The 23,428-nt window shown below is 32.3% G+C and carries 20 protein-coding genes and 1 pseudogene; 6 read left to right on the forward strand and 15 right to left on the reverse strand.

The window, feature by feature from the left end; all coding sequences use genetic code 11:
- Nucleotides 1–188: 188 nt before the first annotated feature.
- Nucleotides 189–2,894: an aconitate hydratase AcnA gene (acnA, locus tag IEU88_RS05535; protein ID WP_096809892.1), complete on the reverse strand. Its 2,706-nt coding sequence runs from the start codon at nucleotides 2,892–2,894 to the stop codon at nucleotides 189–191.
- A 308-nt stretch (nucleotides 2,895–3,202) separates the two neighbouring features.
- Nucleotides 3,203–4,846, reverse strand: a complete 1,644-nt coding sequence (locus IEU88_RS05540; protein WP_318270804.1) for a BCCT family transporter — start codon at nucleotides 4,844–4,846, stop codon at nucleotides 3,203–3,205.
- Nucleotides 4,847–5,053: 207 nt separating this feature from the next.
- On the opposite strand from IEU88_RS05540, the gene mscL reads away from it, so the two are divergent.
- Nucleotides 5,054–5,404, forward strand: coding sequence for a large conductance mechanosensitive channel protein MscL (gene mscL, locus IEU88_RS05545; protein ID WP_096809895.1), 351 nt, complete (start codon nucleotides 5,054–5,056; stop codon nucleotides 5,402–5,404).
- 156 nt (nucleotides 5,405–5,560) lie between these two features.
- Here mscL and sbcC read toward each other — a convergent pair whose 3' ends face one another.
- From sbcC to sosA, 8 genes are all read right to left on the reverse strand, one after another.
- Entirely contained in the window at nucleotides 5,561–8,587 is a 3,027-nt protein-coding gene (gene sbcC, locus IEU88_RS05550) for an exonuclease subunit SbcC (protein WP_115359565.1), read from the reverse strand.
- The gene (gene sbcD / locus IEU88_RS05555; RefSeq protein WP_103373543.1) at nucleotides 8,584–9,717 is read right to left on the reverse strand and encodes an exonuclease subunit SbcD; all 1,134 of its coding nucleotides are present in this window, start codon (nucleotides 9,715–9,717) and stop codon (nucleotides 8,584–8,586) included. Before sbcD ends, sbcC begins: the two co-directional genes overlap by 4 nt.
- Nucleotides 9,718–9,890: 173 nt before the next feature.
- The gene (locus IEU88_RS05560) at nucleotides 9,891–10,358 is read right to left on the reverse strand and encodes a CcdC family protein (protein ID WP_103373544.1); all 468 of its coding nucleotides are present in this window, start codon (nucleotides 10,356–10,358) and stop codon (nucleotides 9,891–9,893) included.
- Nucleotides 10,359–10,624: 266 nt separating this feature from the next.
- Nucleotides 10,625–10,810 carry a hypothetical protein gene (locus IEU88_RS05565; RefSeq protein WP_096809903.1) on the reverse strand — a complete coding sequence of 62 codons (186 nt, stop codon included), beginning with the start codon at nucleotides 10,808–10,810 and terminating at the stop codon, nucleotides 10,625–10,627.
- 442 nt (nucleotides 10,811–11,252) lie between these two features.
- Nucleotides 11,253–11,492: a YneF family protein gene (locus tag IEU88_RS05570; protein WP_019467986.1), complete on the reverse strand. Its 240-nt coding sequence runs from the start codon at nucleotides 11,490–11,492 to the stop codon at nucleotides 11,253–11,255.
- A 214-nt stretch (nucleotides 11,493–11,706) separates the two neighbouring features.
- Nucleotides 11,707–13,695: a transketolase gene (tkt, locus tag IEU88_RS05575; RefSeq protein ID WP_096809929.1), complete on the reverse strand. Its 1,989-nt coding sequence runs from the start codon at nucleotides 13,693–13,695 to the stop codon at nucleotides 11,707–11,709.
- Nucleotides 13,696–13,771: 76 nt separating this feature from the next.
- A complete protein-coding gene (locus tag IEU88_RS05580; RefSeq protein WP_103373586.1) occupies nucleotides 13,772–14,020 on the reverse strand; it encodes a DUF896 domain-containing protein in 249 nt (82 codons plus the stop codon).
- 126 nt (nucleotides 14,021–14,146) lie between these two features.
- Complete coding sequence (gene sosA, locus IEU88_RS05585; RefSeq protein WP_096809933.1) at nucleotides 14,147–14,380, reverse strand: DNA damage-induced cell division inhibitor SosA; 234 nt, start codon at nucleotides 14,378–14,380, stop codon at nucleotides 14,147–14,149.
- 142 nt (nucleotides 14,381–14,522) lie between these two features.
- On the opposite strand from sosA, the gene lexA reads away from it, so the two are divergent.
- Complete coding sequence (gene lexA / locus IEU88_RS05590) at nucleotides 14,523–15,146, forward strand: transcriptional repressor LexA (RefSeq protein ID WP_096809936.1); 624 nt, start codon at nucleotides 14,523–14,525, stop codon at nucleotides 15,144–15,146.
- 198 nt (nucleotides 15,147–15,344) lie between these two features.
- Here lexA and IEU88_RS05595 read toward each other — a convergent pair whose 3' ends face one another.
- The 3 genes from IEU88_RS05595 to rpsN form a co-directional block, all read right to left on the reverse strand.
- The gene (locus IEU88_RS05595; RefSeq protein WP_103373585.1) at nucleotides 15,345–16,358 is read right to left on the reverse strand and encodes a CAP domain-containing protein; all 1,014 of its coding nucleotides are present in this window, start codon (nucleotides 16,356–16,358) and stop codon (nucleotides 15,345–15,347) included.
- A 20-nt stretch (nucleotides 16,359–16,378) separates the two neighbouring features.
- A complete protein-coding gene (gene guaC, locus IEU88_RS05600) occupies nucleotides 16,379–17,356 on the reverse strand; it encodes a GMP reductase (protein WP_103373584.1) in 978 nt (325 codons plus the stop codon).
- A 191-nt stretch (nucleotides 17,357–17,547) separates the two neighbouring features.
- Nucleotides 17,548–17,817 (reverse strand): 30S ribosomal protein S14, encoded by a 270-nt coding sequence (gene rpsN / locus IEU88_RS05605; protein ID WP_096809942.1) that lies wholly within the window; start codon nucleotides 17,815–17,817, stop codon nucleotides 17,548–17,550.
- 230 nt (nucleotides 17,818–18,047) lie between these two features.
- On the opposite strand from rpsN, the gene rpmG reads away from it, so the two are divergent.
- Together rpmG and IEU88_RS05615 are read left to right on the forward strand one after the other, a co-directional pair.
- Complete coding sequence (rpmG, locus tag IEU88_RS05610) at nucleotides 18,048–18,197, forward strand: 50S ribosomal protein L33 (RefSeq protein WP_017724369.1); 150 nt, start codon at nucleotides 18,048–18,050, stop codon at nucleotides 18,195–18,197.
- A gap of 512 nt (nucleotides 18,198–18,709) precedes the next feature.
- On the forward strand, nucleotides 18,710–18,958 hold the full coding sequence (locus tag IEU88_RS05615; RefSeq protein ID WP_096809944.1) for a hypothetical protein: 249 nt from the start codon (nucleotides 18,710–18,712) through the stop codon (nucleotides 18,956–18,958).
- Between the two features lie 345 nt (nucleotides 18,959–19,303).
- On the opposite strand, the gene IEU88_RS05620 is transcribed toward IEU88_RS05615, so the two are convergent.
- Nucleotides 19,304–20,791 (reverse strand): catalase, encoded by a 1,488-nt coding sequence (locus tag IEU88_RS05620; protein ID WP_096809946.1) that lies wholly within the window; start codon nucleotides 20,789–20,791, stop codon nucleotides 19,304–19,306.
- Between the two features lie 223 nt (nucleotides 20,792–21,014).
- Between IEU88_RS05620 and IEU88_RS05625 the strand changes: the two genes are divergently transcribed.
- Both IEU88_RS05625 and IEU88_RS05630 read left to right on the forward strand, forming a co-directional pair.
- Entirely contained in the window at nucleotides 21,015–22,460 is a 1,446-nt protein-coding gene (locus tag IEU88_RS05625) for an amino acid permease (RefSeq protein WP_096809948.1), read from the forward strand.
- A 230-nt stretch (nucleotides 22,461–22,690) separates the two neighbouring features.
- The gene (locus IEU88_RS05630) at nucleotides 22,691–23,005 is read left to right on the forward strand and encodes a hypothetical protein (protein ID WP_096809949.1); all 315 of its coding nucleotides are present in this window, start codon (nucleotides 22,691–22,693) and stop codon (nucleotides 23,003–23,005) included.
- Between the two features lie 218 nt (nucleotides 23,006–23,223).
- Here the strand turns inward: IEU88_RS05630 and IEU88_RS05635 are convergent.
- Nucleotides 23,224–23,428, reverse strand: a pseudogene (locus tag IEU88_RS05635) (Lrp/AsnC ligand binding domain-containing protein); the annotation flags it as partial.

Here is a 23,428-nt window from a genome sequence, read left to right on the forward strand (position 1 = left end):
CACCCGGTAAGAATGATTGGAAAAGAATATAAGCGCTTAGTCCTAGCATAAGAGCTACGCATCCTTATAAACGACCAAATATTAATTTAATTGTTTCTCATCCCAACCATTTACTATTCAGTCATCCGTGAAGCTAAACTATTTTATATACTAGCCTCACTTATTTATTTGAATCAATAGCAAATCATTTATTCGTTTGCTAATTTATTTCTTAATACCAGTTGTAAAATACCGCCGTGACGATAATAATCAATTTCTACATGTGAATCGAAACGCGCAATTGCTTCAAAATCAATGACTTCACCGTTTTCTTTTTTAGCAGTTACTTTTACTAAATCATGCGGTTTTACATTTTCATCGATATCTACAGAAATAATTTCTGTACCATCTAATCCTAAGCTCTCTGATGAATCACCATCTTTAAATTGTAATGGTAAGACACCCATCATAACTAAGTTCGAGCGGTGAATACGTTCATAGCTTTGAGCGATAACCGTTTTAACACCTAATAAATTTGTACCTTTAGCAGCCCAATCACGTGAAGAACCCATACCATAATCGTTACCAGCTAGCACTACTAATCCAGTACCATCTTCTTTATATTTCATAGCTGCATCATATATAGGCATTTGTTCACCAGTTGGCCAGTAAGTTGTAAAACCACCTTCAGTACCTGGTGCTAATTCGTTTTTAATACGAATATTCGCAAATGTACCACGTACCATTACTTCGTGGTTACCACGACGAGAACCGTATGAGTTAAATTGACGAATCGGTACGCCATGATCTAATAAATATTTACCTGCTGGCGTATCCTTACCGATAGCACCTGCTGGAGAAATGTGATCAGTCGTAACTGAGTCGCCAAATTTGCCCATAACACGTAAATTATTTAATGATTTAATCGCTTCTGGTTCTTTTGATAAATTTTGGAAGAATGACGGGTTCTGGATATATGTTGATTCTGGATCAAAGTCATATAACGGTTGATCTGTCACGTCAATTTCGTTCCACATTTCATTATTGTTGTAAACAGTTTCATACTCTTCTTTGAATAATTTAGGCGTAACGACACTATCTACAGTGTCAGCTACTTCTTTAATTGATGGCCAGATATCTTTTAAGTAGATATCTTCTCCGTCTTCACCTTTACCTAAAGGTTCATTTTGCAAATCAATATCAACCGTACCTGCAAGTGCGTAAGCAACTACTAATTGAGGAGAAGCAAGATAGTTCGCCTTAACTAGTGGATGAATACGTCCTTCAAAGTTACGGTTACCTGATAAAACAGAAGTTACAAGTAAGTCTTCTTCAGCAATCGCTTTTTCGATTTCTTCTAATAGCGGACCCGAGTTACCAATACACGTTGTACAACCATAACCTACTAAGTTAAACCCAAGTTCATCTAAATATGCTTGTAATCCAGAATCTCTTAAATACCCTGTAACAACTTTTGAACCAGGCGCTAATGAAGTCTTAACGTATTCAGGTACTTTCAAGCCTTTTTCAATTGCATTTTTCGCTACTAACCCAGCACCTAACATAACATATGGGTTTGATGTGTTCGTACAAGATGTAATCGCAGCAATTGCTAAATCACCAGTCGTCATTTGCGTTGTAGATCCATCTTTAAATTCAATGGTTGCTGTCTTATCAAATTCACTTTCGTCAAAACCATGCCCTTGGTTACCCGCTGGCGCAGTAACAGATTTTTCAAATTCTTCTTTCATATCACTTAAGAAGATTAAGTCTTGTGGACGTTTTGGACCTGATAGTGAAGCTTCAACTGTAGATAAATCTAATTCGACTACGTCAGAGTATTCTGGTTCATCTTTATCCGCAGTAAAGAACATGCTATTTTCTTCTAAATATTTTTTAACTAATTCAATTTGTTCTTCTGAACGACCAGTTAAGCGTAAATATTTTAAAGATTCTTCATCTACTGGGAAGAAACCGCAAGTTGCACCATACTCAGGGGCCATGTTTGCAATTGTTGCTCTATCAGCTAATGGTAAATGTTCTACACCTGGACCAAAGAATTCTACAAACTTGCCGACAACACCTTTTTTACGTAATTCTTGAGTAACACGTAATGCTAAATCAGTTGCAGTTGCCCCTTGTGGTAACGCATTAGATAATCTAACACCAATTACTTCAGGAATTGGGAAATAAGATGGTTGACCAAGCATTCCGGCTTCTGCTTCAATACCACCAACACCCCAACCTAATACGCCTAAGCCGTTAATCATAGTTGTGTGAGAGTCAGTTCCAACTAATGTATCAGGGAAAGCCACTATTTCACCGTCAACTTCACGTGCATGGACCACATTAGCAAGATACTCTAAGTTAACTTGGTGGACGATACCAGTTGCTGGTGGTACCGCACTGTAATTATCAAATGCTTTTGTAGCCCAATTTAAAAATTGATAACGTTCATAGTTTCTTTCAAATTCTAATTGCATGTTTCTTTCTAGTGCATCTGGATTTGCATAGCTATCGACTTGAACTGAATGGTCAATAACTAAATCTACTGGCACTTCTGGGTTAATCTTGTTTAAGTCTCCCCCAACATCATTCATAGCTTTACGTAATGACGCTAGGTCAACTACTGCAGGAACACCAGTGAAGTCTTGTAAAATAACACGTGATGGCTTAAAAGGTACTTCACCCTCTGTACCTTTATTGAATTCAGACAACGCTTTGATGTGTTCTTCAGAAATAACAAATCCATCTTCTTGTCTTAATTCAGATTCTAATAATACTCTAATCGAATATGGCAATTTTGATACTTTAGTTAACCCTTGTTCTTCTAAAGTATTTAAATCATAATATGTGTATGATTTTCCATTTAGCTCGAACGACTTTTTCGCTTGCTGTTTTAAATTAGAAGCCATATAAATCCCCCTTGAAATTTTTAGTAATTATATGCCGTTAATTAAATTGTATAATTATATGTAACTTAAAACAACTACCTACTATTATAAACATCTATAATTTAGATTTGAATTTACAATCAGTATGTATAAGTAAAACTTATCGTAAGTGTTTCGTGTAATAAGTTAATATTATTAAATGAGAATGATTATCATTGTTTTTAATAAGGACATTGTCTTGGTTTATAAACATATTTATAAAAGCAAAAAGTGGGACAGCAATCACATTTAAAAAAATGTTTTCTGTCCCACTTTCTTTAGATATAACTTTATTTCTTGGATTTTTCCGTATCTCTTAGAGGCGCTCTTCTATTAATCATTTCATCTTCAAAATCCTCTTGTTGATATTGTACATAGTCTTGAAGTCTATGCTTATTAGGCGTCAATGTTAAACCTAAGAATTTACGTTCTTTATTGGCATCTTTGTAGAATGAAGTCATCATCATTATTACTACAAAAGAGAATGGTAACGCACTAATAATGGCCGCACTTTGAATTGCATTTAATGCGTCAGCGCCATTGCCGCCACCTGCAAATAGTAATACAAATGCAATTAGTGATTGCGCAATACCCCAAGTTACTTTAACAACATTTGATGGTTCTAATGAACCAAACGAGGTTTGCATACCTAACACAAACGTTGCAGAGTCTGCAGAAGTAATAAAAAATGAAGCGATTAAAACAAGCGCAATTAATGATAAAACAATGCCAAATGGTATCTCATTAAATACACCAAATAGTTGTGTTTCAGCTGTCATATTGAATAATTCAGGATTCTTTTTACCTGTTTCAATACCTAGAACACCAAATACACTAAACCATACAAAACTTACTAAAGCAGGTACTAAAAGTACACCTGCGATAAATTCACGCACTGAACGTCCTTTAGAAACACGTGCGATAAATATACCAACGAACGGACTCCAGCTTAACCACCAACCCCAATAGTAAAGCGTCCAACTAGACATCCACTCACGTTTTTGAGGGTTTTGGGCAGCCGTGTCAAATGTATTAAATAAGAATGAATTTAATAAGCTACCTGTTGAGCTTGTCATCATATTTAAAATCAAAATCGTTGGTCCAATGATTAAAGCTGCAATCATTAATATTGCACCTAAACTAATATTTAAGTTACTTAAATACTGAATACCTCGACTTAATCCAGACCATGCACTCATAATAAACAGTATTGTAACTACTACAATAATAATTGCTTGTACCCAAATAGTATTTGGAATACCGAATAAGTAATTTAAGCCACCGTTAATTTGTAGTGCGCCCATACCTAAGGACACAGCAACACCGACAACTGTAGCAAATACTGCTAACACATCGATTACTGTCCCAATTGGGCCTTCTACTTTATTACCTAAAATAGGGCGTAATGTTCTAGATATCAGTCCTGGTTCACCTTTCCTAAACTGTGCATATGCAAGCGCTAGGGCAACTACACCATAGATTGACCACGCATGAAAGCCCCAGTGGAAAAATGTTGAACGTAACGCTTCAGTATACGCGGCAGTAGTTTTAGGATCTGCATTTGGAGGCGCAGCAAAATCTGCCATAGGCTCAGCAGCACCATAGAATACAAGACCAATTCCCATACCGGCACTAAACAGCATCGCAAACCAAGACACTGTATTAAATTCCGGTTTATCATTTGGTTTACCTAGCTTTAACTTACCGATAGGACTAAATATTAGGAAAACACAGAAGAAAACAATAAATGTCGTAAGAATTAAATAATACCAACCTAATTTGTCAGTGATCCATAGTTTTATTGTATTTGTAACAGTGTCAAATTGTTCCGGAACTATTGCACCAATTAAAACAACTATACCAGTAATAATTGCGCTATAGATAAAAACAGGCGATATCTTCTTACCATTCGGTTGATTTTCAGAAGAATTCACAATAAATTACTCCCTTTCATATTATATTAAGTTTTTAAATCAAAAAAGAAAATTGGAAAAATTAATTACTTTTCTATATTTTAGTTTAATCATTCATAAGAATAACAAACATCTATGTTAATATCAAATTCACTTTCAAAAAGTATTTTCTTAATTTATTAAATATTGTATAATAACTTTTATATTAAATTAAGAGAGGTAATTAATATGCTACAAGAATTCAAAGAATTTGCGTTAAAAGGTAATGTTCTAGATTTAGCAGTAGCTGTAGTTATGGGGGCAGCTTTCAACAAAATTGTAACCGCTTTAGTTTCATACATTATTATGCCTTTAATTGGTTTAATATTTGGTACAGTTGACTTCGCCAAGAGTTGGTCTTTTATGGGGATTAAATATGGTATGTTCGTGCAATCAATTATAGACTTTATTATTATTGCCTTTGCATTATTTATTTTTGTTAAAATTGCGAACACTTTAATTAAACAAGAAGAAGAGGAAATCGAAGAAAACACAGTGTTACTAACAGAAATTCGCGATTTATTACGCGAAAAAAATTAATTTTACACAGCGATATTATTTAAATTTTAGAGTCAAAACATTCCAAATCCCTTATCCATTTTAGCAACAACACTATCATGGATAAGGGATTTTAATTAATTTAATGACATAAAACGCGCTGACGAGCCAGAGATTATCAGCTATTTTTTAAACATTTTATTGCTTTTTAAAGCGGGTTGTACTTTGATACTGTTCTGTTTTCACTTCTAAAATAAGCGGAATACGCTGTTTTAATTCACTCACATGAGATATAATACCCACCATTCTCCCAGAAGATTTCAGACTTAACAGCGTATCTAAAGCTGTTTCAAGTGTTTCTTGATCTAATGTACCGAATCCTTCATCAATAAACATAGAATCTAAAGCAATCCCCCCTGATTCTTGTTGTACTACTTCACTAAGCCCTAAAGCTAATGCAAGAGAAGCTTGGAACGTTTCCCCTCCTGATAAAGAAGTGATATGTCTTTTTTTATTAGAATGCGAGTCAAAAACATCTATTTCTAAACCACTGTATCCTTTGGAGGTTTGTTCTCTTCGTACCAATTGATATCTTTGTCCAGTCATTAATGATAATCTTTGGTTGGCGTGCGCTAATATACGCTCCAAATAATATATTAAAACAAAGTTTTCTAAAGTTAATTTTTGTTCATTTTTGCCTGATAAAATTTCTGCTAATTGGAAAATCTCTTGTTGTTCTTGGAGTTCTTTGTCCAGATTATCAATAATTTTATTGATTTGTTCTATTTTCTTTTGATTGAACTCTAATTTGTAATGATGTTGACTCAATATTGAACTTGCGTAGTCTAATTTATGCTTTGCTTGTTCATGTGATGATTTCAACTCTGAAATATCTTGCAATGCTTTGTTGTCAATTTCTGATTTTAGCTGTGCAATAACAATTTCAAGATGTTGTTTTTCTTGATTGTATTTATTTATTTCTAATTCGATTTTGGATTTGTTTGGCACTTCATTTATAGTATGCTCTACTTGCTTAAGTGATGAAAAGCCAATTCTGTTCATTTCTTCATCAATTTTGTTATTGGAATCTTCAATGTCCCTATTTAAACTCTCTAATGTCGTTTTAAGATGATCTTGATCATTTAGCTCTAACGATAATTTATTACTGTCTTTTTGAATCTGTTGTTCTAAGCATTCATATGTTTTTTGGTAATCATTTATTTTCCCTAATTCCTTTTCATAAGCCTTGATAAATGTGTCAACGTTTGTATATGCTGTGGCGCTTTCAAAATCATTGATAGCGTTTATAAATTCATCTAATTCAAATTGCTTCGTTTTGAGATTTAGTTCAAATTCATGAATTTTTTGGTTTAATGTCATTACTTTGTCTTTAAGCTTTGTAATTGTTTCGTTTTCGGTTTCTAATTGTATTTTAGTTTTTGAAACTTCCCTCATACATTGTTCAAGTGCTTTATAATTGGTTTTTTCTAACTCGTCCAGATTAAATTTATTTAACTGCTCAAGTATATAATGGATTTCACTATCCAATTTAATTTTTTGTTCTTTTAAATCTGTATGTTTTTGTTCCAGTTCGGCTATTTTCTCATGTCTTGTTGTGAGTTCATCAAAATCTATATGTGTTTCTAATGTATGAACTTCATTTCCACAAACAGGACACGTGTCTCCTTGAGCAATTGCTGCTTGTATTTTCGAGATAATTTCTTGTTTATTATTTAAATCAATATTTGTTTTATCAATCTTTTGATATCCCTCTTCCACTGTGCTTAAGTTAACATCAATTTGTTTTTTTCTAGCTGTTTTGTCAGCTTTTTTTTCTTGTAATTTAAGATATTCATTTTTGTGTTGTTCATTTTGCTTATATGTTTTAATATCGTTATCCAATTTGTGTATTTTTTCATTGAGTTGTTCAATTTTTTTATAATCGGGTTCCCTCCCGTTTAATTGCGCTATATAAGTATTAAGCTGCTTCTTTTCTTTTTTATAATCATCTTCAAGTTTTGTATATTCATTTTTTAAACTTCCAATTTTTAAGTATGCAGTTTTATATTTATCATACTTGTTATAAAATAATTTGCAGTTTTCTATAAATATCTTAGATTTTTCTATAGATTGAGTTAAAGATTGGTGATTTTTGAATTGTTTTTTATTTTTTTCTAATTGTTCGTTTAAATTTGCTATGTAAGCCGCTTTTTTTGAAATATTTACTTTTATTTCGTCATGCTTTTTTAGTAATTTTTCTTTAGTATCAAATAAATTTGCTAAAGGTCTTACTTCATTAATCTCTTTTAACAGTTTCATTTGATTTTGGATATTATTTTCTTCTGATAACAATTTATTGTACTCTGTTTGTTTTTGTTCAAGGTTTGTCATCGCTTCTTGAAGTTTTAGATTGGTATTTAATTGGCGCTCAATCTTTTCAAATGTTTCTTTACATTTATCTCTTTTAGCAATTAAATCATTTTGAATAGTCTCACCTATTATTTTAAATTCTGGTAATACAGATTTAATTTTATTAGTCTGTCTTGCATTTATTGCTTTATATTCATTTAAAGTGTCCATATTAAACGTTTCTAAATCTTCCCAATCTGTCTCAAGCGCGTGATATCGCTTTTCAATTTGTATTCTTACTTTTTTTACGTCATCATTTAGCATTGCTTGTATTTCTTCGAATCTTTGACTATTAAAAAGCGTTCTTAATATTTCTTGCTTCTCTATACTTTTAGATAATAAAAATCGTTTAAACTCACCTTGAGGCAAGATAAACAGTTGTCTAAACTGTTCAGTATTGACTCCCAATAATGCTTTAATAAATTGGTTACCAGCATTTACTTTGCTTTCTCGTAATTCAAATACATCTTCCAATTGGTATATAGCAAGTTGACCGAGCGTTTTATTTTTATTTCCTTCTTTTATAAATGAACCTTGGCGATTAATTTTAAAAATTGTGTTTCTTAATTTAAATTCAAATTCTACAGACATTGGTGTTTTACCGTCTGCAAAATGACTTCGTAAATCACTCTCACTTCTATCTTTAGTGGATGCTTCTCCGAACAATGCAAATACAATAGCATCAAATATCATTGTTTTCCCAGAACCCGTCTTCCCACTAATTAAAAACAACTGGTCGTCATTAACTTGTTGAAAATCAATAGTTTCATCCAAGAAAGGACCAAAGTTTTTTAGCTTTAATGTTAAAGGTCTCAATGAGTTTGGCCTCCTTCAAGTAATTCGTTTAATACTTTACCGATTTTTTTATTTTGAACACTAGTTAAAGTTTCATTCGTAATATTTTCATAAAATTTATTAATAATTGTTTCATCATCTAATTTTTGAATTTCAATGTTTTCGTGATGAATGGGTGTATTAAACTCAAAAGTTTTGTTTGTAAGCGCTAATGTATTAGGATAAATTTGTTTTAAATGCATCATTGGATCACTGACATGTGACATATGCTTCAGCTTGAAATGTAAGTAGTTATATTTGTCTTTTATCTCTAGTTTTTCTTGGATTGCATCATCATAATTTCCTTCAACTACCTCCAATTGCCTTAAAGGGGTTAAAGGTCTAAATTTACTTTTAATTTCATTATCAATTATTTCAATTACTCTGTAACCTTTTGGTTGTGTAGATTCTGAAAAAGAATATTGTAATAATGAGCCACTGTAATGTACAAAATTAGAATTGATACTAAAAGGATGATGTAGATGACCTAACAATACTTGATCGAAACGTTGAAATGAACTTTCTTCAACTGATTCAACTGTACCAATTGTTAATGGTCTCTCAGATTCAGTTCTAATTCCGCCTTGGACAGTAAGGTGACCTACTAACATATTCGTCTTATCTCGATCCAAATGCTGCGTCATATATTCAATGGATTTCGATAAAGCTTGCTGATGCGTTTCAATCATTTTATCACCAAAGAAATAGCTTGTTTCATTAACTGTAGAAAATGGTAAAGTATAAAAATCAATATTCCCTATTGAAACAGGACTTGCCATATCTTCAAGCGAAGTCCGAATATAAAGTTGAGATTTCTCAAACCATTTTGAACCATAATTGAGTCTTTCTTTACTGTCATGGTTGCCATTAATCATAATTAGTGGCATATTCATTTCTAAATTTAATGTATTTATTGTACTTTCTAATAATTGAATTGCTTCTTTGTTAGGGTAACTTGTATCATATAAATCACCTGCAATTACAATCACATCAGGTTGTTCATCTACCATTGCTTTTATAAATGATTCTAATATATAAGATTGGTCTTCAAGCAATGATTTTCCATTCAAAATTTTGCCTAAGTGCCAATCTGCTGTATGTATCACTTTCATATTACCACTCCTGTAAGAACCTTTGTTCGCTTTTATATTACAATATGCCTCATTATCACACAAGTATAGTTTCATGATAAAAAAATAGGCTACTTAACCCCTACGAAACAAGGAAATTTAGCAGCCTCTTAATACCAAATATATTCAATTTCTGGGATGTAGTTATTTCAAACTCAATGTATTAAAGTTCTTTTAATTTTTTTATATTTATATAACATGGCTAATCTCCATGGTACAATCATGCAAAATGCAAGTAAGAAGAACATACCAGCAATTTCCCCTGGATCAATTTGATTACTAACAAATATTTTGATTATAGTTCTAATTAGTAATAGCGAAATTAAAATGATAGGAAAAGCTTTGGAACGCTTCATATATATTTCACTACCCTGTGTTTCAAATTTAGATGTCCATATCAATACTGTTGAAAAAAGAACACCTAATATAATACATTCTATGATTTCAATACCTGTTAATCTAAAGTAAGGTACCACATACATAAGTGCACCTGTTGCCATGAAGAAAGGAGGTAGAATGATTTTCTTTTCATTTACTGGGTATTCTTGTGCTTTCATTCTTACAAAAATAACGCCAATACCCATTAAAAAAGCTACTACTATAGAAAATACTAAATATAACATGCTTACACCTTCTTTAAGTTACTAGCTTAACTCTCACCTTGAATAGTATATCACTTAATCATTTAATATTCAGTATTTTTAAATTAAAACATCGCATGTTATATTTTATTGCATTCTTAAACATGTATGGATTGGCTCAAAACAATAAACAGAGCTGTTTATACATTAGTTATCTTAAAATAACATGCTCAATCACGGGAAGTATATTGGAAGATGAATCCAAAATAAAATAAGCCTTGTTAAAGACTTATCTTATCTTTCATTATTTAAATAGCGCGTGTACTATCGCATGCTGATAACGCATTTTCTAAAGTGTATCTAAGGTAGTTCATATCATGCATTTGCATTGCATTATGATATCGTTTGAATTCTTCATCGGTAGAAAAGTTAATATGCATATTTGCTAGTCGATCTAAAACTTCTTTATCTTCCATGTCATAAGCACTCTTCACTTATTTATACCTCCCTTATATATACAAATTATAACAAATTTGATTTTACAATCAAATATTTACTGAATATTTAAAAAATAAATATCATACTTTCACTATTTAAAGTAATTCATATTCATTTAAAAAAGTCTAAAAAGAGAGACCTAATATTAAAAAATAGACAAAGATTTAAAATAATATAAAATACTAACATGTGGTTATTAGACCCTTTTTATATACAAGCATATGGCATTTTTATAATCAGCCAAAATTTAACAAGGTTCAAAAATTGTGAAACAAAAGTCTATTTTCGTGGACTTACACATGAACAGCAAAAAAGTGAGCGAAATATAAAATAACGCATTTGAAACTACAAATGTGAATAAATGCTTTATGCTACCAAATTAAAAATAAGGGCTGATGACTACTTGTCTAAAGTAGTATTCAGCCCTTTTATGACGCGCTATTTTTTCTTCTTGAATGCGTCGTCTTGATTTTTATTCATCATCGTCATCATTTGATTTATTTTCTTTTGAGATGGTTTTTGACCCATTTGCATCATCATCATTCGTAGCATTTCTTCATTAATTGGTGGGTTCTTTTTCAGATAATCCATCATATATTTTCTTGCAAGGAAAAATCCACCGACTAGTCCTAGAATTAGTGCTAACACGATTAATAAAATCGCTAACCAAGTTGCCATTGTTTCACCCACTTTCCTATCCTAATGAATTTTACTAAAATAAGTGCTCCTTTTCAAGAGCTACTCAATTAAGTTATACTTCCAACCTTATGTATTATATCAATTATAAATTCAGTTTGTAAATATAATCCAAATTTTATTTATAATAAAAAATTGGTATGAGAGCTATCGCTCTCATACCAAACTTTTTTATATTTGTTTAAGCTTTAACTACTTAAAATGTTTGAATTTGGTTTAATACATTTTCTTTAGTGAAACCATATTTTTCGACTACTAAATCACCAGGAGCGCTTGCGCCAAATCCGTCGATACCGATTACTTTACCTTCAGTACCAACATATTTATGCCAACCAAGTGGCGAAGCCATTTCAATAGCAACACGTTTAGTAATAGATGGCGGTAAAACAGATGCTTTATATTCATCTGTTTGTTGATCAAATGCGTTCCAGTTTGGCATAGAAACAACACGTACACCCTTACCTTGTGCTTCTAAGTCTTTAGCAGCTTCAATAGCTAAATTAACTTCTGAACCTGTTGCTAATAACAAGAATTCTGGCGCTTTATCTGATTCAAACACTACATAAGCACCTTTACGTACACCTTCTTCTACAGTTTCTTTAGGCAAGTCCATTGTAGTTAAGTTTTGGCGTGTAAGTACTAATGATGTCGGTGTTGATCCTGCTTCTAGTGCTATTTCCCAAGCTACACGAGTTTCGTTACCATCTGCTGGACGGATAACATTCATATTAGGGATGGCACGTAAACCAGCTAATTGTTCAATTGGTTCATGTGTCGGTCCATCTTCACCCACTGCAATGGAATCATGCGTAAAAATAAATGTTGAATTTAAGCCCATGATTGCAGATAAACGAAGCGCTGGTTTTAAATAGTCACTGAATACGAAGAATGTTGCACCATATGGATGTAAACCACCGTGTGCAGCCATACCATTTACTGCGGCAGCCATAGCGAATTCACGAACACCAAACCAGATATTTTTACCTTCAGGTGTATCTTTATCAAAATCAACAGCATCTTTTACATTTGATTTGTTTGAGCCAGCTAAGTCAGCTGAACCACCAAAGAATGAAGGTACTGTTTTACTTAACGCTTGAATAACTTCTCCAGAATCTGCACGTGACGCACCACTGTGGCCAGCTTCAAATTCTGGTAATGCATCAGCGTAATTAGCTGGTAATTTACCACTGATTGCCAATTTGAATTCTTCTGCTAATTCTGGATATTTTTCACTGTATGTTTCAACAAGTTTGTTCCAGCTTTCTTCTTTTTCGTTTGCACGTTTTAGCATTGATTGTTGGAAGATTTCATAAACTTCATCTGGAACGTTGAATCGTTTTTCAGGATCTAAACCATAATTTTCTAAAGCTAATTTTCTTTCATCTTCACCTAATGGCGCACCGTGCACACCATGAGAATCTTGTTTGTTTGGTGCACCGTAACCAATAATTGTTTTAACTTCAATCATTGTTGGTACATCCGAAGCTTTTGCTTCTTCAATTGCTTTATCAATTGCTTCGATATCGTTACCATCTTCAATTAAAATGTGTTTCCAACCATATGATTCAAAGCGAGTCTTAACATCTTCAGAAAAAGCTTTGTTTAAATCTCCATCTAAAGAAATATCATTTGAATCATATAATACAATAAGTTTATCTAATTTCGTATGACCAGCTAATGAAGCCGCCTCATGTGAAATACCTTCCATTAAATCTCCATCAGAAGCTAGTACATAAGTGTAATGGTCTACTACATTAGCATCTTCTTTGTTAAACTTACCAGCAAGATGTTTTTCAGCCATAGCCATACCTACAGACATAGCAAAACCTTGACCTAATGGACCTGTAGTTACTTCCACACCATCAGTATGTCTGAATTCAGGATGTCCTGGTGTTTTTGAGCCCCATTGTCTAAATTGTTTTAATTCATCTAATTCTAAACTACCTGAAACATGTAATAAACTATAAAGTAATGCAGAACCATGACCAGCAGACAATACAAAACGATCTCTATCGAAGAAATCTTTTGATTGGGGGTTGAAATTTAAATGGCGTGTCCATAAAGTATATGCCATTGGAGCAGCACCCATTGGTAATCCAGGGTGTCCTGAGTTTGCTTGCTCAACAGCATCGATACTTAAAGCTCTAATCGTATCTATTGCTAATTGATCTTTTTCTTTATTCATCTAAATGACTTCCTTTCTTATAGCAAGATTCATTACCATTATACATTATTTGACGTTTGTTTAACAAAAAATTGATTTAGTTGTTATCTTTTTTGTCTTTTGAATCTAATATTTTTTTAACTTTTTCAGGTGTTACATCGTTACCTTCAGGATCAATTACTCTAGTATTTTCAATTTGTTTTTTAAAATTATCTCTGAAAGAGTCTAAATACGCTTTTCTTAATTTAGATTGTTCTTTAGCCTCAGATTCAGTTAATCCTTCTTCTTTTTTCTTTTTTGCTAATTCATTTATACGCTTGATATCTACGGCATCGTTTTTAGCCATACTAAACCTCCGTAATTCATAATATAAAAAATATAACAAAAAAGTGAACGAAACGAAATAGTTCCGCTCACTTTCATATGTACCAGACAATTAATTTACTCCCAAATAAATTAATGTTTGATATTTCTATTTTGCCCTTGCCAAAAATGGCTTATTGCTCTGTTCGCTTTTTTCCACTGAATCCATTTGATATTGTTCGTTTTGAATTGAGTTGTTTTGGATTTGATGATCTGTCATTTCGTACGTTTGTTCCGACTCAGCATTATTATGTGCACTTAAAATAAATATAGAACTTAAAATCATAGTAACTAATAGGACTACGAAGTAAGGCTTTATTTGATGTATATATAATTTGAACATTATAAGTCACTCCTAGAACGTTTGTTTGTGTCTAAACTCTAACAGAACATCTGTTCCTAGTCAACCTTGAAACGAACAAACGTTTGTAAAAAAGAATCATGCATGCTATAATAAAAACAAATTAACGTAGGGAGTGCCTATTATGAGAGAATTAACAAAACGACAAAATGAAATTTTTGAATATATCAAACAGACCGTTCATTCAAAAGGATATCCACCAAGTGTTCGAGAAATTGGTGAAGCTGTGGGTTTAGCTTCAAGCTCTACCGTACATGGACATTTATCAAGACTAGAAGAAAAAGGCTATATAAAAAGAGATCCAACCAAGCCCCGTGCAATAGAAATTGTAACTGAACAACTAGGCGAATCTGCAAATATGGAATCAACGATACATGTACCAGTAATTGGAAAAGTAACGGCAGGTATTCCTATTACTGCCGTCGAAAATGTTGAAGAATACTTTCCATTACCAGAACATTTTACTTCTACGCATAACAGTGACATTTTCATCTTAAATGTTGTTGGTGATAGTATGATCGAAGCTGGTATATTAGATGGAGATAAAGTTATAGTCAGAAGCCAAACAATTGCTGAAAACGGTGATATTATTGTTGCAATGACTGAAGAAAATGAAGCTACAGTCAAACGTTTTTATAAAGAAAAAACACGTTATCGTTTGCAACCGGAAAATAGTACAATGTCTCCTATTTATTTAGACCAAGTCACTGTTTTAGGCAAAGTCGTTGGGCTTTTCAGAGAAATTTAATTATTTTATTTGTAAGTAAAGACACTCTCAACAAAAATAAGAGGTTGCGCGTTGAGCGCAACCTCTTATTTTTCGTCATTCTTTTCTAAAACGTCTTTAACTTTTTCTAGTATATCTTCTGTTTGATCTTTTTTATTTGTTGTCATAATATCTCATCCTCACAGGTTACAGATACCCTCATTCAACAAATCGTAAACACTATCCAGTGTAATTTTCAGTCCAATAAGGTTGTCTTTGTTCATTAAAATCAACGCCGACACCTAATGTTCGAAATTCTTTTTTAAGAATGTTCTTTCTATGTCCTAAAGAATTCATTAAACCTTGATGGGCATAAATACTACTTTGTTGACCATAAGCTAAGTTTTCTCCGGCTGCATTAAAATCGTGTCCATCACTTTCTAAACGATCAAACGGAGAATCTCCACTCAAATTATTATGATTAAAATAGTTATTTTCTGCCATATCAGTACTGTGCTTACGTGCTGTATCAGAAATAGTTGTTGAATAATCTAAAGTATTTAAACCATGTTGCACTCTTTCAGCGTTTACTAAGTCAAAATTTTGCAATTCAAAGCTCTTAGCTAAATTATCCGACGGCGCCCCATATTGTTGTTGAAGTCTATTTTCCATTTCTTCACTAATTAATAATAATGCTGTTAAGTGGTTTTGGTTATGTTTGTCATAAAATGCTGTAGTATAAATATTGTCTTTTTTAAAATTGTCAAATTCACTATCTTGCACGTCTATATTTATATGACCTTTTTGTTTTGTTGATATAGGGTCACCTAATCGATCTCTAACTGTATCTTTCGGAGAATTATATTTTATTTTAGATTTAGAAGAAATAACATTTTGATTACTATACAAACCATTTACTTTATCTTTAATATAACTCACCATAACAAAACTTCTGTAATCGTCAGAATAATACGTATGCCAATTCGTACCATATTCGTTTGAAGTAACACGCTTTGCTTTACCTAATTTTTCTTCTACTTTTTCCTTAGACATATTCATTTGAATATTATTCAAAGCAAAATCTTGTTCATCAGGTACTTTTAAGGTATTTTCAGTTAAAGGCTTATCAGATGACCAACTGTCTACTTTTGATTTAAATTGTTGCTGCAACGATTCTAGCGGTGCAAATTCTTTAATTGGAGTAATTAACACAATTAACAGAAGTACAATTACATATAATAAAAATCGTTTAATTTTTTACACCTACTATATTATTAGTCTCTATCTCCATTGAAAATAGAATTTCTAACTATGACATAATCCACTTTAGTTAATGAATTTAAATCGTTACCCCCTGCATATGAGATTGAACTCTGTAAATCTTGTTGCATTTCAACTAATGTATCCATTAATGAACCTTTATGTTCAACAAACATTTTTTTACCTTCAACGTTTTTATGTTCACCTTTTTGGAATTCAGATGCACTACCGAAATACTCTTTATATAATTTACCATCTAATTCAACCGTTTCGCCAGGAGATTCTTCATGAGCAGCAAATAATGAACCTATCATTACCATAGATGCACCAAATCGAATTGATTTAGCAATATCACCATGCGTTCTAATACCTCCATCAGCTATGATTGGTTTACGTGCTGCTTTACTACAATGATTTAAAGCAGCTAATTGCCAACCGCCTGTACCAAATCCTGTTTTGATTTTAGTAATACAAACACGGCCAGGCCCAATACCTACTTTCGTTGCATCTGCACCCGCATTTTCTAATTCTCGAACTCCTTCAGGCGTCCCAACATTACCTGCAATAACAAAGGAATCAGGAATATGTTTTTTAATATGTTGAATCATATGGATTACAGCATCTGAATGACCGTGTGCAATATCAATTGTAATATATTCAGGAATTACACCATCGTTTGCCATTTTTTCAACAAATTCAAATTCACGTGCTTTAATGCCAACTGAAATAGAAGCAAACAAGCCTTTGCTATGCATTTTTTTCACAAAAGGTATACGTGCTGCTTCGTCAAATCTATGCATAATATAGAAATATTCGTTTTCAGCAAACCATTCTGCCAAAGTTTCATTCATCACTGTTTGCATATTTGCAGGCACAACAGGTAATTTAAATTCTTTTGGTCCGAATTTCACTGCAGTATCACATTCTGAGCGACTATTCACAATACATTTATTTGGTATAAGCTGGATATCTTCATAATCAAATATTTTCATAATTATATAAACCCCTAACATTTAATAGTGAAACAGTATTTAAAGGTAAGATTTTTAAATGAATTCAACAATTATCTAAGGAAATAATCCTATATATTAGGATTATTTCCGAACAATAGCATTTTATTTATCTTTACCAATAGATAATATACATGGTTTCACTCTAAATGTAAATGAACTAAAGTCTGATTTTACCAACTTGATTTTTTAACACCAGGAATTTGGCCTTTATGTGCATAATCTCTAAATGCAATTCGTGACATTTCAAACTTTCTTAATACACCTCTTGGACGCCCACTCACCTTACATCTGCGTGTTAGTCTTGTAGGTGAAGCATCTCTAGGCAATTTTCTTAATGCTTCGTAATCGCCTTTTGCTTTTAACTCTTTTCTTAATTCATAATATTGAGCAACTAAGCGTTCTCTTTTTTCTTCTTTAGCAATTTTTGATTTTTTTGCCATATCTTTCTCTCCTTTAAATCGTAATCGTTACGCTTTAAATATTAACATATGCTTTTCATAAATCAAACTAAAACGATTTGGTCATTAAAAATTATTTTTTAAAAGGGGTATAATAGTTAGGTATATTAGGATATCTTCAAGTTAAGTAAAGCATTTTTCATTGAATATATTGATTAATTATGGTATCATTTTAAAACGTAATGATTCCTGTTAAGAAAGAGGTGTTAATTTTGCGCGTAAATATTACATTAGCTTGTACAGAATGTGGCGATCGTAACTACATCAGTACTAAAAACAAGCGTAACAATCCAGAACGTATTGAACTTAAAAAATTCTGCCCACGATTAAATAAATACACTTTACATCGTGAAACTAAATAATTCTGTGCTTTCATTATCTTTTTAATACGACACTTAAAAAGAAGAGCTAATCCGTAATGGGTTAGCTCTTTTTTTATTTAAAATCTTACAGTTTTGGTCGTGCATGCTTGCCTGAGGTATGAGGTATGGTTCAAGCCTATAGTCTCTCACTCATATACTTCCCTGGCGTCAACACGTTACAAAATCGTTATAAAATATGGAATTTAGTACAAAAAGGCTTTTTCGTATAATTTAATAAACACCGCTAAACTAAATTAACATGACAACTTATATATATAAATTATGATAAGGGGCAACTTACACTACCGATGGGCACTTCAGTTTTAATTTCTATTAATGATACACCGCGCTATGTAACTGGGTTGAAACAATACATTAAATCACACAACAAAGCGTTAATTAACAATAATATACTTAAATATCACTATTAAATGCATTTAAGGTCTTCTAATAAATCATAACTACCCTTATAATGAAATAAGTATATAAAATATATTGGAGGGAATTTTTATATGGAAAATCGTCACATTACGGATGAACAAAAAAAACACATTATTGATTCAATAACTGAAAAAACAAAAGATAAAAGTGTGTGTAACTGCGAGCGTCCTGATATTGAAATTTTAGATGGTCATTATTTCCTACCATTGTTAACTGCTTCCTTAGGTAATGATCCAACGCCGTTAATAACATTATTATGTAACAATTGTGGAAAAATGCATTTCTATTCGCAAAATTTCTTAGGTATAAAGACAAGATAATTCAAATTAAAATAAATGACTTACACGCTTAAATCTAATGTGCCCTGTTCAGCATTACATTTAAGCAGTTACGATTAATTAAATGATGTTTACAGTTAAAGACAAACCAAATGACTTATGACATTTGGTTTGTCTTTTTATATTTATTAACCTATCTAATAACGTAAATTAAACATGCCCTTAGATAAACATATGCATTGAATATCCCAAAAATTCAAACATAAAATGCACCTTCCATTTTGAAATGAAGGTGCATCTTTATTTTAAATAGGCATGTTTTGTTTATATCTTAAACGCGCGCTTTAAAACTTTTATTGTAAATTGTTAATCATAAGCGTGCAATGATTAATCTGCAATTTCTAAATCTACATCATTTATGTCGATACCTAATGCTTTCGCCACACCTTTACCATATTCACTATCCGCTTTATAACAATGGCGAATATGACGATGTTGAACTTCTAATGTAGTACCTTGCATTTCATTAGCTGTATTTTCAAAAATTCGCGCTTGCTGTTCTTTAGATTGTATTCTGAACAAACGTCCTGGCTGTTCGAAGTAATTATCGTCATCTTCTCTGAAGTCATATTCATATGCTTCACCTTCAATTTTTAGTCCAGGTTTTTTAAATTCAGGTTGATCTTCGAATGAACCATCACTGTTTGGATAATAATGTGTGCCGCCGCCTTGATTATTATCTATAATTCTCATTTGACCGTCACGGCTAAATGGACAAATATTTTCAATGCCAACACCCTTAGGTTGGTTAACTGGTATTTGCCAATGATTGACGCCTAATCTGTAGCGTTGTGCATCGCCATATGAGAATAATCTACCTTGTAACATTCTGTCTGGAGAGAAATCAATCCCAGGTACAATATTAGTTGGGGCGAAAGCAGCCTGCTCAACATCTTGGAAATAGTTGTCTGGGTTGCGATTTAATTCAAATTCTCCAACTTCTATTAAAGGATAGTCTCCTTTATACCAAACTTTTGTTAAATCAAATGGATTATCTTTATGGTTGCGCGCTTGTTCTTCTGTCATGACTTGAATATACATTTTCCATTTTGGATAATCTTTGTTTTCAATTGCTTCGAATAAATCACGTTGTGATGATTCTCTGTCTTCCCCAACAATTTTTGCCGCTTCGTCAGGTTGTAAGTTTTCAATACCTTGTTGCGTTCTATGATGGAATTTCACCCAAACACGTTCACCTTTATCATTGTACATAGAATAAGTATGAGATCCAAAACCATGCATATTTCTAAAACCTTTAGGTATACCACGGTCTGACATTAAAATTGTTACTTGATGTAATGCTTCAGGTAAAGAAGTCCAGAAATCCCAATTGTTTTGTGCACTTCTCATATTTGTTCTTGGGTCACGTTTAACAGCGTGGTTTAAACTAGCAAATAGTTTCGGGTCTCTAAAGAAGAATACTGGTGTATTATTTCCTACTAAATCCCAATTACCTTCATCTGTATAGAACTTCAACGCGAACCCACGAATATCTCGTTCTGCATCAGCTGCGCCTCTTTCACCTGCTACAGTTGAAAAACGCGCAAACATTTCAGTTTGTTTGCCTACTTCAGAGAAAATGCTAGCTGAAGTATATTGTGTAATATCGTTTGTAACCGTAAAAGTACCAAAAGCACCTGACCCTTTTGCATGCATACGTCTTTCCGGTATAACTTCTCTATCAAAATGAGCCATTTGCTCTAAAAAGTACCAATCTTGCATTAATAATGGTCCTCTAGGGCCGGCTGTCATACTATTTTCTCTATCTGAGACTGGTGCGCCAAAGAGGCTCGTTAATTTTTTCCTGTTACTCATCAAAATTCCCCCGCCTTTACTAATTAATAATAATTATTACCTAGTACTTATTTTAATCTATAATTTTTCTAAAAGCAACTAACAATATACATATAAATACTAATTTTCAAAATATTTGAAAATTTATAGCAAGACAGTCATAAAAAGCATTGCTTGTACAGCTCAAAAGCATTAGAATGGATAATATATATTTAAAATTTAATAGAACATAGGAGACTGTATTATGGCACAAAACAATATGAACCGTGGTCTTAATTCTCGGCACATTTCGATGATTGCAATTGGTGGTGCAATTGGTACAGGCCTATTTGTTGCTACTGGTAGCGTGATTTCGCAAGCAGGACCTGGTGGCGCAATACTTGCCTATTTAATCATTGGTGTGATGTTATATTTCTTAATGGCTTCGATTGGTGAACTAGCTACATTTTATCCTGTTTCAGGTTCTTTCAGTTCCTATTCAACACGTTTTGTAGATAGCTCCCTCGGTTTCACTATGGGGTGGCTATATTGGGCAATTTGGCTGTTAGTTACAAGTGTCGATGTTATTATTTCTTCTAGTGTAATTTATTATTGGGATTTCTTCCAATTTTTTAGTCCTGTCACTTGGAGCATCATCTTCCTTGTCATTCTTTTCTTACTTAATATATTCTCAGTAAAGGCCTTTGGTGAAACAGAGTTTTGGTTATCACTCATTAAAGTTGCAACCATTATTATTTTCATCGTTATTGGCGTATTAACAATTATAGGCATTTTAGGCGGTCAGACATATGGCTTGAGTAATTATGTAACAGGAGAAGCACCTTTTGTTGGTGGCATCTCTGGTTTCTTAGGGGTTTTACTTGTAGCTGGATTCTCAGTTGGAGGCACAGAAGTCGTTGCTGTAACAGCTGGCGAATCTTCAAACCCAAGTCAGTCTATGCCCAAAGCAATTAGACAAGTCTTTTGGAGAATTTTATTATTCTATGTTTTATCAATTGCGGTCATTTCAGCGATAATTCCTTATACTGATCCATTATTATTGAATGAAAGTGAATCTGTATCACAAAGCCCATTTACAATAGTGTTTGATCGTGTAGGTATCGCATTTGCAGCATCAGTAATTAACGCAGTAATTTTAACTTCATTATTATCTGCTGCAAACTCTGGAATTTATACAACAAGTAGAATGTTATTCTCAATGGCAGAAGATAAACAAGCACCTAAATTTTTAAGTAAACTTAATAAGACTACAAAATTACCTATAGTATCAATATTTGTGACGTTTATCATTGTCTTGTTTGTAATTATCTTAGCTCAATTTAAATCAGACATTGTATTTTCATTGCTAAATATCATTGGGTCTTTAGTCATTGTTGTTTGGGCATCTAGTATAATAGCCCAAATCAGACTGCGTTCTGCAATTAAAAAACAAAATAAAAATCCTGATGATGTATTACCTTATAAGGCACCGTTCTATCCTTTCGGACCAATTATAGTAATCATTGCTTTGTTATTCCTATTTGTAGGAAATTCACTTGGTGCAATTTTGGCTGGTGATATCGGCGCGTTAATCCGAAACTTATTACCAATGGTTATATTAGCTTTAATTTACTTTATCCATAAGTACATTAGAAAAACTAAAATTGTTAAACTCGAAGAAATTGATTTAAAAAACCACGATTATAATTAGATACTTAACCACTAATACAAGTATCATACTATTCACCCCAAAAGTTAGACTAGAAATCTAATTTTTGGGGTGAATTTTTTGCTAATAACATAGTAATTGTATTCCCTACTTTTATATAAATTAACCTTGGTTACAAAAGAAATTGCTTTTTCAGAAGTTGGTGTTATTTTCAGTATATAGAAAGTATAGTATAATAAGATTAATAATTTAATTACTTAGAGGTGGAAATTATGATTGGACAAACAAATCTATTTGACGATATTTTAGAAACTGATGAGCGTTTTGTTATTGTTGTACAATCACTTGAAGAAAGACATGACCAACTAATCAAAAGAACATTACGAGAATACCCAAGTTTAGACCGCTCACAAATGGAAAGTCTTTTTAGCCATCTTAAAGAATTGTTTTCAGAAGAAGCATTTGAGGATAACCAATCTGCATTCTCGATTACGGTTTACACTAATTTAGACTACGCTGCAGACAATGTTTATGCACACGTAAAAAGACATCGCGGCAAAAATGAATGGACCCATACCGCTAAATAGTCAAATCATCGTATGTATGACATCAAAATATGCAAAAACACAAAAACGAGGTAACGGAATCACATTTTCCATGTAGATTTCGCTACCTCGTTTTTTATTACTAGCAAAGAAATGAATATAAATACTACCAAATTAATGATGTTTATTGCAATATAATTCAATATTAAATGGCAATCATGCCACTTTTAGTTCCCCGTTTAATTAATGAGATTGGCCTTTTATATTGCCATTAAAACATTATAGTTTGCGTGCTTATTTAATCGCGCAAGAAATGCATTTAAATAATCATTATTTGGAAAACGGCACTCTAAAAGATAACATGGGTCGCCTATTACTTTATAGTTATTCATAACAAAAATGCTCTCTTCCTGAATAAAATCAAGATATGAATTATGAGAAATTTTATGAGTATAAATATTAATA

The sequence above is a fragment of the Staphylococcus nepalensis genome (assembly GCF_014635045.1).
Classification (GTDB): Bacteria; Bacillota; Bacilli; order Staphylococcales; family Staphylococcaceae; genus Staphylococcus; species Staphylococcus nepalensis.